This window comes from Mycolicibacterium sp. MU0050 (assembly GCF_963378085.1).
Lineage (GTDB): Bacteria > Actinomycetota > Actinomycetes > Mycobacteriales > Mycobacteriaceae > Mycobacterium > Mycobacterium wendilense.
In genome coordinates this window covers 3,781,288-3,793,652 of record NZ_OY726395.1, presented here as the reverse complement: position 1 = coordinate 3,793,652, position 12,365 = coordinate 3,781,288, and the positions used below count along the sequence as shown (strand labels likewise).

The 12,365-nt window shown below is 69.1% G+C and carries 14 protein-coding genes; 10 read left to right on the top strand and 4 right to left on the bottom strand.

The window, feature by feature from the left end; translation table 11 throughout:
- Position 1 precedes the first annotated feature (1 nt).
- The 6 genes from rplF to R2K23_RS18030 all read left to right on the top strand — a co-directional run bounded on the left by rplF (position 2) and on the right by R2K23_RS18030 (position 2,831).
- Entirely contained in the window at positions 2 to 541 is a 540-nt protein-coding gene (gene rplF, locus R2K23_RS18055; RefSeq protein ID WP_316511482.1) for a 50S ribosomal protein L6, read from the top strand.
- A 2-nt stretch (positions 542 to 543) separates the two neighbouring features.
- On the top strand, positions 544 to 948 hold the full coding sequence (gene rplR / locus R2K23_RS18050; protein WP_316511481.1) for a 50S ribosomal protein L18: 405 nt from the start codon (positions 544 to 546) through the stop codon (positions 946 to 948).
- A gap of 22 nt (positions 949 to 970) precedes the next feature.
- Positions 971 to 1,687, top strand: a complete 717-nt coding sequence (rpsE, locus tag R2K23_RS18045; RefSeq protein ID WP_316511480.1) for a 30S ribosomal protein S5 — start codon at positions 971 to 973, stop codon at positions 1,685 to 1,687.
- 2 nt (positions 1,688 to 1,689) lie between these two features.
- Positions 1,690 to 1,884, top strand: a complete 195-nt coding sequence (gene rpmD, locus R2K23_RS18040; protein ID WP_316511479.1) for a 50S ribosomal protein L30 — start codon at positions 1,690 to 1,692, stop codon at positions 1,882 to 1,884.
- Complete coding sequence (gene rplO / locus R2K23_RS18035) at positions 1,881 to 2,324, top strand: 50S ribosomal protein L15 (protein WP_316511478.1); 444 nt, start codon at positions 1,881 to 1,883, stop codon at positions 2,322 to 2,324. The genes rpmD and rplO overlap by 4 nt, the downstream gene beginning before the upstream one ends.
- Before the next feature lie 144 nt (positions 2,325 to 2,468).
- Entirely contained in the window at positions 2,469 to 2,831 is a 363-nt protein-coding gene (locus R2K23_RS18030; protein ID WP_316511477.1) for a DUF732 domain-containing protein, read from the top strand.
- Positions 2,832 to 2,833: 2 nt separating this feature from the next.
- Here the strand turns inward: R2K23_RS18030 and R2K23_RS18025 are convergent, their stop codons facing one another.
- On the bottom strand, positions 2,834 to 4,066 hold the full coding sequence (locus R2K23_RS18025; RefSeq protein ID WP_316511475.1) for a serine hydrolase domain-containing protein: 1,233 nt from the start codon (positions 4,064 to 4,066) through the stop codon (positions 2,834 to 2,836).
- A 59-nt stretch (positions 4,067 to 4,125) separates the two neighbouring features.
- Between R2K23_RS18025 and sppA the strand changes: the two genes are divergently transcribed.
- On the top strand, positions 4,126 to 5,925 hold the full coding sequence (gene sppA, locus R2K23_RS18020) for a signal peptide peptidase SppA (RefSeq protein ID WP_316511474.1): 1,800 nt from the start codon (positions 4,126 to 4,128) through the stop codon (positions 5,923 to 5,925).
- Between the two features lie 93 nt (positions 5,926 to 6,018).
- Positions 6,019 to 7,404 (top strand): MFS transporter, encoded by a 1,386-nt coding sequence (locus tag R2K23_RS18015; RefSeq protein ID WP_316511473.1) that lies wholly within the window; start codon positions 6,019 to 6,021, stop codon positions 7,402 to 7,404.
- Between the two features lie 5 nt (positions 7,405 to 7,409).
- Here R2K23_RS18015 and R2K23_RS18010 read toward each other — a convergent pair whose 3' ends face one another.
- The 3 genes from R2K23_RS18010 to R2K23_RS18000 are packed head-to-tail and all read right to left on the bottom strand — an operon-like array spanning position 7,410 to position 10,179.
- Positions 7,410 to 8,318 (bottom strand): class I SAM-dependent methyltransferase, encoded by a 909-nt coding sequence (locus R2K23_RS18010; protein ID WP_316511471.1) that lies wholly within the window; start codon positions 8,316 to 8,318, stop codon positions 7,410 to 7,412.
- An 11-nt stretch (positions 8,319 to 8,329) separates the two neighbouring features.
- Positions 8,330 to 9,241: a class I SAM-dependent methyltransferase gene (locus R2K23_RS18005; protein WP_316511469.1), complete on the bottom strand. Its 912-nt coding sequence runs from the start codon at positions 9,239 to 9,241 to the stop codon at positions 8,330 to 8,332.
- A gap of 2 nt (positions 9,242 to 9,243) precedes the next feature.
- A complete protein-coding gene (locus R2K23_RS18000) occupies positions 9,244 to 10,179 on the bottom strand; it encodes a class I SAM-dependent methyltransferase (protein WP_316511467.1) in 936 nt (311 codons plus the stop codon).
- Positions 10,180 to 10,492: 313 nt separating this feature from the next.
- Here R2K23_RS18000 and secY point away from each other — a divergent pair, with 313 nt between their 5' ends.
- On the top strand, positions 10,493 to 11,818 hold the full coding sequence (gene secY, locus R2K23_RS17995; protein WP_316511466.1) for a preprotein translocase subunit SecY: 1,326 nt from the start codon (positions 10,493 to 10,495) through the stop codon (positions 11,816 to 11,818).
- The gene (locus tag R2K23_RS17990; protein WP_316511465.1) at positions 11,815 to 12,360 is read left to right on the top strand and encodes an adenylate kinase; all 546 of its coding nucleotides are present in this window, start codon (positions 11,815 to 11,817) and stop codon (positions 12,358 to 12,360) included. Before secY ends, R2K23_RS17990 begins: the two co-directional genes overlap by 4 nt.
- Positions 12,361 to 12,365 lie beyond the last annotated feature (5 nt).

Below are 12,365 nucleotides of genomic sequence, written 5' to 3'. Positions count from 1 at the left end.
TATGTCGCGTATTGGAAAGCAGCCGGTCCCGGTGCCAGCCGGGGTCGACGTGACGATCGACGGACAGCACGTGTCCGTCAAGGGCCCCAAGGGCGCGTTGGCGTTGGATGTCGCGGAGCCCATTGCGGTGGCGCGGGACGACGACGGCGCCATCGTGGTCACCCGCCCGGATGACGACCGGCACAACCGCAGCCTGCACGGGCTGTCGCGGACGCTGATCGCCAACCTGGTGACCGGTGTGACCGAGGGCTACACCACCAAGATGGAGATCTTCGGCGTCGGTTACCGCGTCGTGGCCAAGGGCAGCAACCTCGAGTTCGCGCTCGGCTACAGCCACCCCGTGGTGATCAACGCCCCCGAGGGCGTCACCTTCGCGGTGGAGAGCCCGACGAAGTTCTCGATCTCCGGAATCGACAAGCAGAAGGTCGGCCAGATCGCGGCCAACATCCGTCGTCTGCGGAAGAGCGACCCCTACAAGGGCAAGGGCATCCGCTACGAGGGTGAGCAGATCCGCCGCAAGGTCGGAAAGACAGGTAAGTAGACATGGCTGAAACAACCTCTCCGAAGAAGCATCAGCCGGTCGGGCAGAGCATCTCCGCGACCCGGCGGGTGGCGCGGTTGCGTCGGCACGCGCGGTTGCGCAAGAAGGTGTCGGGAACCCCGGAGCGTCCGCGCCTGGTGGTCAACCGCTCCTCGCGGCACATCCACGTGCAGCTGGTCGACGACCTGAGCGGCACCACGCTGGCGGCGGCCTCGTCCATCGAGGCTGACGTGCGTGGGGTCGAGGGCGACAAGAAGGGCAAGAGCGTCCGGGTCGGTCAGCTCATCGCCGAGCGCGCCAAGGCCGCTGGAATCGACGCCGTGGTGTTCGACCGTGGCGGATACACCTACGGCGGCCGTATCGCGGCGCTGGCCGATGCCGCCCGCGAGAACGGATTGAAGTTCTGATGACTGACAACGGAAGGACCGCATGATGGCGGAGCAGACTACGGGTGCTGCGGCGCAGGGCGCCGCCAGCTCCGGCGCCCCGACCGCCGGTACCCGGACCGACACCGAGCGTGGCGGACGCGGCGGGCGTGACGGCGGCCGTGGCCGCCGCGACGACCGCGGTGGCCGTGGCGGCCGCGACAGCGCCGACAAGAGCAACTACCTCGAGCGGGTCGTCACGATCAACCGCGTCTCCAAGGTGGTCAAGGGCGGTCGGCGCTTCAGCTTCACCGCGCTGGTCATCGTCGGTGACGGCAAGGGCATGGTCGGCGTCGGCTACGGCAAGGCCAAGGAAGTCCCGGCCGCCATCGCCAAGGGCGTCGAGGAGGCGCGGAAGAACTTCTTCCGCGTGCCGCTGATCGGCGGCACCATCACCCATCCCGTGCAGGGCGAGGCCGCTGCCGGTGTGGTGATGCTGCGTCCGGCCAGCGCCGGTACCGGTGTGATCGCCGGTGGTGCCGCGCGTGCCGTGCTGGAATGCGCCGGCGTGCACGACATCCTGGCCAAGTCGCTGGGCAGCGACAACGCGATCAACGTGGTGCATGCCACCGTTGCCGCGCTGAAGATGTTGCAGCGTCCCGAAGAGGTGGCGGCCCGTCGCGGTCTGCCGATCGAGGACGTCGCGCCGGCGGGCATGCTGCGCGCGCGTCGGGAGAGCGAAGCGCTGGCTGCCGCAGCGGCGCGTGAAGGAAGCAACTAGTCATGGCTGAAGTGAAGATCACCCAGGTGCGCGGCGTCATCGGCGCGCGCTGGAAGCAGCGGGAGAGTCTGCGCACTCTCGGCCTGCGGAAGATCCGCCATTCGGTGGTCCGCGAGGACAACGAGCAGACGCGCGGACTGATCCGCGTCGTACATCACCTCGTCGAGGTTGAGCCAGTTGAGGAGGGCGGCAAGTGAGCGTCATCAAGCTCCATGACCTGAAGCCGGCCGCCGGGTCGAAGACCGCCAAGACCCGCGTGGGTCGCGGTGAGGGTTCCAAGGGTAAGACCGCGGGTCGCGGCACCAAGGGCACCAAGGCGCGCAAGAACGTGCCGGTGACCTTCGAGGGCGGGCAGATGCCGATCCACATGCGGCTGCCCAAGCTCAAGGGCTTCAAGAACCGGTTCCGCACCGAGTACGCCGTCGTCAACGTCGGCGACATCAACAAGGCGTTCCCCGAGGGCGGCACCGTCGGTGTCGACGAACTCGTGGGCGCGGGCCTGGTCCGCAAGAACGTTCTGGTGAAGGTGCTGGGCGACGGCAAGCTGTCGGCGAAGGTCGACGTGACGGCCCACAAGTTCAGCGGTAGCGCGCGGGAGGCCATCACGGCCGCCGGCGGCAGTGCCACCGAGCTGTAACGCCCGTCCACGCCAGTATCGATATCGAGATTGCCCCCGCTGCGGCGGGGGCAATTTCGTTTGGTTCGCCCCGCGGGTTCGCGCCGGCAGGCGGATCCGGCGCGGACTGATTACACTGCGGCTGTCGAGCATCGAGGAGACCCCATGGAGCACCGGCGACGGACCCACCGGCGTTGCGTCGCGGTGCTGGCCGCGGCCGGCGCCACCGCACTGCTCGGCGCCGGACCGGCCCAGGCCAGTTCCGACGATCAGTGGTTCAGCGACGCGGTGGCGACCCTGAACATCCCGATGGCCCCGAATGTCGACGTGCCCAAGGTGGGCCGGGACGTTTGCGACATGATCACCACGGGGCGGTCGCAGACCATCGACCCCGTCCGGACCATCCGCGGCGTGGTGGGCGCGCTGGAGAACAGCGGGATGAACCGCAACCAGGCCGTGGGCGTGATGCGTGCGGCGGTGGCCGTCTACTGTCCCGAGCACGGCTCGGTGATCGGGCGTCTGCGGTAGAGCTAGCGTTGCGGGCGCACTCCGAGTACGCCGCCGAACAGCGCCTGCCGGATCGACAGCTCACGCGGGTCGCTGTGCAGGTGGAATCCCAGCCGGTTCATCACATAGCCGTAGCCGACGCCGGTGTCCGGGTCGGCGAATCCGAACGAGCCGCCAAGGCCGGGGGTTCCGAAGGCGGTACCGGAGGAGCCGAAACAGAAGTCGCGGGTCGGCTTGCTGAACCCCAACGAGTAGGCGGTGGGGACCCCCAGCACCTTGTCCCGCGCGCCGCCCGCCGGTAGCTCCGCCGGATCCTGCAGGGCCGACAGGGTTTTCGGGCAGATTCCGATCCGCGCCCCGGTTCGCGATGCCTCCGAGTACAGCTCGGCGACCGCTCGCGCCGTACCGATCCCGTTGACCGACGGGATTTCGACGGAGCGGACGTCGTCGCGGTTGTAGTCGCTGGTGAAGGCGTTCACCGACCGGGGTACCGCACCCGCCCGGGCGAACAGCCCGAACGGGTTCAGCGACGACAGGGTCGTACCGAGGGGCAGGCTGCGCGCGTTCAGCAGCGCCTCGACCCGCGGCCAGCCGTGAATGAAGGCGACGCGATCTCGATCCACCGAGGCCGGCAGCCCGATGTGATAGTCGAGGTCCATCGGGACGGCGATCTCGTCGGCGAGATAGCGGCCCAGGGTGCGGCCCCCGGGGTCGGTTCGACGGATCAGCTCGGACTGGTACCAGCCCAACGTCACGGCGTGGTACCCGTGCCGCGCTCCCGGGCGCCAGGCGGGGCGCTGCGCGGCGAGCATCGGCGCCAGCCGCGCCGGGTCGCCGACTTCGGCCAGGGTCGGCGCCGGTTTGAGGGCGCACACCCCGGCCTGATGTCCCAGCAGTTGTCGCACCGTCACCCGGTTCTTGCCCCCGGCCCCGAATTCGGGCCAGTACTCGCACACCGGTGCGTCATAGTCGAACAGGCCCGCCGAGACCGCGTGGGCCACGACCAGGGCTGCGACGCCCTTGGTCGTGGAGAACGTGTTCACCATGGTGTCGGGCTGCCACCGGGCCTTCGTCACGCCGTCGCGGTACCCGCCCCACAGGTCGACCACCTTCGCGCCGTCGCGGTAGACCACCAGCGCCGCGCCGACCTCGCGGCCCGCGGCGAAGTTGGCGCGGAACGCGTCCGCCACCTTCCCGTACCCCTCGTCGACGTCCCCGTCGATCAGGTCGGGCGCGACCGTCACCTTCAAAACCATGCCGACTCCTTGCGTCCGCGCGAATCTAACCCGCCGCGGGCGTCGGTACGCTCGATTCCATGTTCTCTCTGCTGCCCGGCCTGCCCGGTCCCGACGACGTGCGAGCGCTGGCCAAGAAGGTCGACACCGCCCGCCACAACGGCGTGCCCGCCGGGTGCATCCTGGAACTCGACCTGGAATCGGTGCCACCGGAGACCGGCAGCCACAGCCCCGTCGCGATGCTGTCGAATGTCGTCGGTCAGCGCCGGCCGCTGACCCTGCGGGAGACGGTGGCGACGCTGCACCGGGCGGCCGACGACGAGCGCGTCGCCGGCCTGATCGCGCGGGTGCAGATCAGCGCCGCCGCGCCGGGCCCGATCCAGGAACTGCGGGAGGCGATCGTTGCCTTCAGCGCGGTCAAGCCGTCGCTGGCCTGGGCCGAGACCTACCCCGGCACGCTGTCCTACTATCTGGCCTCGGCGTTCGGCGAGGTGTGGATGCAGCCTTCGGGGACCGTCGGGCTGATCGGTTTCGCGACCAGTCCGCTGTTCTTGCGGGAGGCGTTGGACAAGGCGGGCATCGAGGCGCAGTTCATCGCCCGCGGTGAGTACAAGTCGGCGGCCAGTCTGTTCACCGAGGACGGCTACACCCCCGCCCACCGCGAGGCGGACACCCGGATTGTCGAAAGCCTGGCGGCGCAGGTGTTCGCCGGTGTGGCCGAGGCCCGCGACCTGACGCCCGAAGCGGTCGACGCCCTTGCCGACCGCGCACCGCTGCTGCGCGACGACGCACTGGCGGGACGACTGATCGACCGCGTCGGATTCCGCGACGAGGCCTACGGCAGGATCGCCGAACTCGTGGGGGCCGAAGGTATTTCGCCGACCACCGGCGATCCGGACGGCGCGGATGCGCCGCCCCGGTTGTACCTGTCCAAGTACGCCCGCAGCGGCAAGCCCGAGCTGCCGGCGATGAACATCCCGGGCCGCAAGGGGCCGGCCACCGTCGCCGTCGTCACGCTGGCCGGGCAGATCGTCAGCGGGCGCACGGTGCCGCAGGTGTTGCCCCTCGGGCGCCCCAGCGCCGGCGGGGACACCATCGCCGCCGCGCTGCGCGAGGCCGTGGCCGACGACGACATCTCGGCGATCGTGCTGCGGGTGGACAGCCCGGGTGGGTCGGTCACGGCCTCGGAAACCGTCTGGCGCGAGGTGGTCCGGGCCCGAGCCGCAGGTAAGCCGGTGGTCGCGTCGATGGGCGCGGTGGCCGCCTCGGGCGGCTATTACGTGTCGATGGCGGCCGACGCGATCGTCGCCAACCCCGGCACCATCACCGGTTCGATCGGTGTGGTCACCGGCAAGCTGATCGCGCGGCATCTCAAGGACCGCCTCGGGGTGGCCTCGGATGCGGTGCGCACCAACGCCAATGCCGACGCGTGGTCGAGCAACGCCCCGTTCACCGCCGAACAGCAGGCGCGGGTCGAGGCCGAGGCCGACCTGTTCTACACCGATTTCGTCGAACGCGTCGCCCAGGGGCGGGGGATGAGCACCGAGGCGGTCGAGGCGATCGCGCAGGGCCGGGTGTGGACCGGTGCCGACGCGCTCGAGCGTGGCCTCGTCGACGAACTCGGCGGGCTGCGCACCGCGGTACGGCGGGCGAAGGTGCTGGCCGGGATCGACCCGGACGTGAAGGTGCGGGTGGTGTCCTCGCCGGGATCTTCGCTGCGGGACCTGCTGCGGTCCAAGCCGTCCTCGGTGCCGGCCGCCGCGCTGCTGTCCGCCGCGCTGCCGTCCGTGTTGGCCGGCGCCGCCGCCGAGGCGTTTGACCAGGCGCAACGGCAGTTCGCCGGGGCCAACGCGCTCTGGCTGGGACAGCACCGGTTTTGAGTCTCCCCGCGTCGCACGGGCGCGGCGATGTTTGCCGCACGCGCTTGCGGGTACCTAACAGCAGTCGCTGTCGGGAGGCCGGAGGAGGACGCTGTGCAGGGCGAGCAGCAGGTGACGACGTCGGAAGATCCGCAGCCGCCGCCCGGAGTCCTCAAACGCGCGATCGCCGCCTCGGCGATCGGCAACGCCACCGAGTGGTTCGACTACGGCATCTACGCGTTCGGCGTCTCCTACATCTCGGTGGCGATCTTCCCGGGTGACACCCAGAGCGCCACCCTGATGGCGCTCATGACGTTCGCGGTCTCCTTCCTGGTGCGGCCCCTGGGCGGGTTCGTCTGGGGTCCGCTCGGCGACCGGATCGGCCGCCGTCAAGTCTTGGCGGTCACCATCCTGTTGATGTCCGGTGCCACCCTGTGCGTGGGACTGGTGCCGTCCTATGACGCGATCGGCTTCTGGGCGCCGGTGCTGATGGTGGTGCTGCGGATGATCCAGGGCTTCTCCACCGGTGGCGAATACGGCGGGGCGGCCACGTTCATGGCCGAGTACTCGCCGACGCGGCGGCGCGGAATGCTGGGCAGCTTCCTGGAATTCGGCACCCTGGCCGGCTTCTCCCTGGGTGCGTTGTTGATGCTGACCATGTCGCTGATCCTCAACGACGACCAGATGCACAGCTGGGGTTGGCGTTTGCCGTTCCTGGTGGCCGCGCCCCTCGGCCTGATCGGGGTGTATCTGCGGTCCCGGTTGGACGAGACCCCGGTCTTCCAGGAACTCGAGGACCAGGGCCGCGAGCAGAAGGGCTACACCGCGGAGTTCAAGGATCTGATGGTGCAGTACTGGCGGCCGATCCTGCGCCTCGGTGGCCTGGTGGTGGCCCTCAACGTGGTCAACTACACGCTGCTGACCTACATGCCCACCTATCTCGGGGTCACCATCGGCCTGTCGGACACCATGTCACTGCTGGTGCCGATCATCGGCATGCTGTCGATGATGGTGTTCCTGCCGTTCGCCGGTCACCTCTCGGATCGGGTGGGACGCAAACCGATGTGGTGGTTCTCGCTGATCGGCCTGTTCATCGCCGGCGTCCCGATGTTCCTGCTGATGAGCACCGGGCCGATGGGCGCGGTGCTCGGATTCGCGGTCCTGGGCCTGCTGTACGTACCGCAGCTGGCCACCATCTCGGCGACGTTCCCGGCGATGTTCCCCACCCAGGTGCGCTACGCCGGGTTCGCGATCGCCTACAACGTGTCGACGTCGCTGTTCGGTGGTACCGCGCCGGCGGTCAACGACTGGATGATCAACGCCACCGGCGACAACCTGGTGCCGGCGTACTACATGATGGGCGCCTGCGTGATCGGCGCGATCGCGTTGTTCGGTCTGCCCGAGACCGCCCGCTGTCCCATCGGCGGTACCGAGACACCGGGCACCGAGGACGCTCCCGATCAGCTGGAGTACGCGGTCGCCGGCGACCGGTCAGCCTGACGGCTTCAGGTCAAAGTGGCGCTGACATACACGATCTCGCCGAGTGGGTCGATCGAGTCGACCGGGGCCGGCCGCCGGTACCTGGCGAACAGGTCGTCGCGCGGGACGCCGTCGACCCGCCAGCCCAGGCCGGCCAGGTAGTCCATGACGTGACTGCGCTGTCCGGGGTACACCAGGGTGGGCATGTCGACGTCGAGGCCGTGCTCGCGCAGCGGGGCCGAGAGTTCCCGCGCCTGGTCGGCGTCGAAATCGATGATGCCGGGCGCGTATTCGGTGGCCACCGTGCTGCCGCGCGCCGACAGCGCGGTGATGAGGTCGAAGAGGCGATCCTGTGCCTCGGGTGGCAGATAGATCAGCAACCCCTCGGCCAACCACGCGGTGGGCGCCGCGGGATCGAAGCCGGCCGCGCGCAATGCCGTCGGCCAGTCCTCGCGCAGGTCGATGCCCACGGTGCGGCGCTCGGCCGTCGGTGCGGCGCCGAGCCCGGCCAGCGTGGTCGACTTGAACTCGATGACCCGGGGCTGGTCGACCTCGTAGACCACGGTGCCCGGCGCCCACTCCAACCGATAGGCCCGCGCGTCCAGACCGGAGGCCAGGATCACCGCCTGGCGGATCCCGGTGCCGACCGCATCATGGAAGTAGTCGTCGAAGAACTTCGTGCGCACCGCCATTCCGTCGATCATCGCCTGCACCCGCTCCGGCGACGCATCCGGCAGCTGCGACATGTCGAGGTCACCGTCCAGCATGCGGCTGAAGAACTCCAGTCCCACCGCACGCACCAGCGGTTCGGCGAACGGATCGTCGATCAGCGGGTCGGGGTCCCGGCTCGCGAAGGCGCGGCCGGCCGCCACCATGGTCGCGGTGGCGCCCACGCTGGAGGCCAGGTCCCACGAGTCGTCACCGGTGCGTGCCATGCGTGCTCTCCTCAGCTCGGCGGGGCGGACAGTTCGGCGGTCAGGTAGCCGGAATCGCCGATCATGGACAGCAACTCGTCGGCGGGCGGGGCGAAACCGTTTGCAGTGTAGGCCTGTTCGGTGGTGCGGATGTCGATCTGCCAGCCGCGCCCGGCGAGGTGGTCGCGGGCCGCGGTGCGCTCGTCGGAATAGAACAGCTTGGTCAGATCGATGTCGCTGCCGTGGCGCCGACCGCGTTCGGTCAGCTTGCGAGCCCAGTCGCCGGTGAACGCCCGGCTGTCCATGTGCTCGGTGGCCAGCCGGCTGCCCGGCGCGCTGAGCGCGGTGACGTTGTCCAGCAGCCGATCCTGCGCGTCGGGGGGCAGGTAGATCAGCAGCCCCTCGGCGATCCACGCCGTCGGCGCGGCGGGGTCGAAGCCGGCCGCGCGCAGCGCCGCGGGCCAGTCCTCCCGCAGATCCAGGGCGACCGTGCGCCGCTCGCAGCCGGGCGCGGCGCCCAGCACGTCGAGCACCCGGGTCTTGAACTCGATCACCGCCGGCTGGTCGATCTCGAACACCACGGTGCCCGCGGGCCAGTCCATCCGGTAGGCGCGGGTGTCCAAACCGGAGGCCAGAACGACGACCTGGCGGATGCCCCGGGCGACGGACTCGGTGAGGAAATCGTCGAAATAGCGGGTCCGAACCACGATTTGGTCCCGCATGGTGTCACCGTCGAACAGCGGGTCGTCGTCGAAATCGACGGCGCCGTCGGCCACCCGGATGCAGTAGTCGATGCCGACGGCCCGGACCAGCTCCGCGGCGTACGGATCGTGGATCGGCGGGTTGGGGCCTCGGCTGGCCAGCGCCCGCGATGCCGCCACCGACGTTGCCGTGGCGCCGACGCTGGAGGCCAGGTCCCAGGTGTCGCCCTCGCTGCGGACCATGACTATTGGTCCTTGCGCGGTGTGTCGAGTTCCGCGGTCACGTAGGTGACCGCCGCGAAACCCTCGTCCTCGTCGAGTCGCTGCAGGCCGTAGCGGACCAGCAGGTCGTTGGCCTGGACCGCCGTCGTCGACCACCCATGCCCCTGCAGGTAGGTGGTGACCTCGGCGCGGTCACCGAGAAACACCAGCGCCGAGAAGTCGATGTCGAAGCCGTGCTCGCGCCAGCGGTCGGTCGAGGCCTGCATCCGGGCCCGGGTCTCGTCCTCGTCGGCGCCCTGATGGCTGGGCACGCCCTCGGCCGCCAGCCGGCTGCCGGGCGCGCTGAGCGCGGTGATCTGGTCGAGCAGCCGGTCCTGGCCGTCGGGCGGCAAATAGCCGAACAGTCCCTCGGCGATCCAGGCCGTGGGCGCGGCGGCGTCGAAACCGGCGGCCGTCAGCGCCGCCGGCCAGTCGGCGCGCAGATCGACCGCGACGGTGCGCAGATCCACGCCGGCCCGCGCGCCCAGACCGGCCAGGGTGTCGGCCTTGAAGTCGATGACCTCCGGCTGATCGATCTCGAAGAGCACCGTGCCGGCCGGCCACGCCAGTCGGTAGGCGCGGGCGTCCAGGCCGGAGGCCAAGATCACGGCCTGGCGGATGCCGGCTCCGGTGGCCGTGGCGAAGAATTCGTCGAAGAACCGCGTACGGGCGGCCATGCCGTCGGCGAACCGGGCCATCCCCACCGGGTTGTCGCTGTCGAGTTCGCCCGGGGTGAGCTCACCGCGGGCCAACCGGCTGAAGAACTCGATCCCGACGGCCTCCACCAACGGTGCCGCGTACGGGTCGTCGATCACCGGGTTCTCGGTCCGGGTGGCCACCGCCCGGGCGGCGGCGACCATGGTGGCGGTGGCCCCGACGCTGGAGGCCAGGTCCCAGGAGTCGTCATCGGTGCGGGTCACGGGGGAGCGCCTTCCGCCAGGAGTCCAGGTAATTAGTCTGTATAACGAGATATCGCCAGCGTACGCGCGTCAGGCTGAGGAGAACCTGTGAAGCGGACGGGGCTCCGGTCGGCCGGAGAATGCATCGAAGATCGCGGAGCCCAACAGCGTTGTGCGATGCGGATCCGACCGAGGCCAGCTGTTACTCTCGTAGACTGCTGCACGCCGCCGACATCGGCGCGTCACACACGGACAAACCCGACGCTGGCTTGGGATAGCTCATAGTCAGCCCCATCGGCACGCCGAGGCACCACCCGGCGGCCCAGGAGGAAGAGTGCTCTCAGCCTTTATCTCGTCGCTGCGGACACCCGACCTGAGGCGCAAGATCCTCTTCACGCTCGGCATCGTCCTCCTGTACCGGGTCGGTGCCACCTTGCCGTCCCCGGGAGTCGACTACGGCAATGTGCAGAAGTGCATCGAGCAGGTCAGTGGCGGTGACTCCGGCCAGATCTATTCGCTGATCAACCTGTTCTCCGGCGGTGCGCTGCTGCAGCTGGCGGTCTTCGCGGTCGGCGTCATGCCCTACATCACCGCGAGCATCATCGTGCAGTTGCTCACCGTGGTCATCCCGCGGTTCGAGCAGCTGCGCAAGGAAGGCCAATCCGGCCAGGCCAAGATGACGCAGTACACCCGCTATCTGACGATCGCGTTGGCGATCCTGCAGGCCACCTCCATCGTGGCGCTGGCCGCCAACGGCGGCTTGCTGCAGGGCTGCTCGCTGGACATCATCCCGGACACCAGCATCTTCTCGCTGGTCATCATGGTCCTGGTGATGACCGCCGGTGCCGCGCTGGTCATGTGGATGGGTGAGCTGGTCACCGAGCGGGGCGTCGGCAACGGCATGTCGCTGATGATCTTCGCCGGCATCGCGGCCCAGATCCCCGGCGAGGGCCAGATGGTCCTGGAGAGCCGCGGCGGCATGGTCTTCACCCTGGTCTGCCTCGCCGCGCTGGCGATCCTGATCGGCGTCATCTTCGTCGAGCAGGGCCAGCGCCGGATCCCGGTGCAATACGCCAAGCGGATGGTCGGCCGCAAGATGTACGGCGGCACCTCGACCTACCTGCCGTTGAAGGTCAACCAGGCCGGCGTCATCCCGGTGATCTTCGCCTCGTCGCTGATCTACATTCCGCAGCTGATCACCCAGTTGATCCAGAGCGGCCGCAGCGAACCCGGCAACAGCTGGTGGGACCGGTTCGTCGCCGACCACCTCACCAACCCCGCCGACGTCGTCTACGTCGCGTTCTACTTCGGCCTGATCGTGTTCTTCACGTACTTCTACGTGTCGATCACGTTCAACCCCGATGAGCGCGCCGACGAGATGAAGAAGTTCGGCGGTTTCATCCCGGGCATCCGGCCCGGTCGTCCGACCGCGGATTACCTGCGCTTCGTCCTGAACCGCATCACCCTGCCCGGCTCCATCTATCTCGGTGTGATCGCCGTGATGCCCAACCTGTTCCTGCAGATGGGTAGCGGGGCCACCTTGCAGAACCTGCCGTTCGGCGGTGTGGCGGTGCTGATCATGATCGGCGTTGGTCTGGATACCGTGAAGCAGATCGAAAGCCAGCTCATGCAGCGCAACTACGAAGGGTTTCTCAAGTGAGAATCGTTTTGCTCGGACCACCTGGAGCCGGTAAGGGAACTCAGGCGGTCAAGCTGGCGGAGGAACTCGGCGTGCCGCAGATCTCCACCGGCGATCTGTTCCGCCACAACATCAGCAACGGGACCGATCTGGGCAACGAGGCCAAGAAGTACCTCGACGCCGGGGACCTGGTCCCGGCCACGCTGACCAACGCGCTGGTGGACGACCGACTGAACGACGACGACGCCGCGGCCGGCTTCATCCTCGACGGCTTCCCGCGCTCGGTGGAGCAGGCCGAGGCGCTGGCCGAGATGCTGGCCAAGCGTGGCGTGCAGCTCGACGCCGTGATCGAGTTCCGGGTGCCCGAGGACGAGCTGGTGGCGCGCCTGAAGGGCCGCGGCCGCGCCGACGACACCGAGGACGTCATCCGGCACCGGATGGGCGTCTACCGGGACGAGACCGCCCCGCTGCTCGATTTCTACCGCGATCAGCTCAAGACGGTCGACGCCGTCGGTTCGCTGGACGAGGTCTTCGCGCGGGCCCTGCAGGCCCTCGGCCGCTGACGGCG

Bases quoted from the DNA above. Each gene is read 5' to 3' on its own strand.
- rpsE (WP_316511480.1), top strand. From the start codon at position 971: ATGATGGCGGAGCAGACTACGGGTGCTGCGGCGCAGGGCGCCGCCAGC.
- sppA (WP_316511474.1), top strand. From the start codon at position 4,126: ATGTTCTCTCTGCTGCCCGGCCTGCCCGGTCCCGACGACGTGCGAGCG.
- rpmD (WP_316511479.1), top strand. From the start codon at position 1,690: ATGGCTGAAGTGAAGATCACCCAGGTGCGCGGCGTCATCGGCGCGCGC.
- rplF (WP_316511482.1), top strand. From the start codon at position 2: ATGTCGCGTATTGGAAAGCAGCCGGTCCCGGTGCCAGCCGGGGTCGAC.
- R2K23_RS18005 (WP_316511469.1), bottom strand. From the start codon at position 9,241: ATGGTCCGCAGCGAGGGCGACACCTGGGACCTGGCCTCCAGCGTCGGC.
- R2K23_RS18030 (WP_316511477.1), top strand. From the start codon at position 2,469: ATGGAGCACCGGCGACGGACCCACCGGCGTTGCGTCGCGGTGCTGGCC.
- R2K23_RS18010 (WP_316511471.1), bottom strand. From the start codon at position 8,318: ATGGCACGCACCGGTGACGACTCGTGGGACCTGGCCTCCAGCGTGGGC.
- R2K23_RS18025 (WP_316511475.1), bottom strand. From the start codon at position 4,066: ATGGTTTTGAAGGTGACGGTCGCGCCCGACCTGATCGACGGGGACGTC.
- rplR (WP_316511481.1), top strand. From the start codon at position 544: ATGGCTGAAACAACCTCTCCGAAGAAGCATCAGCCGGTCGGGCAGAGC.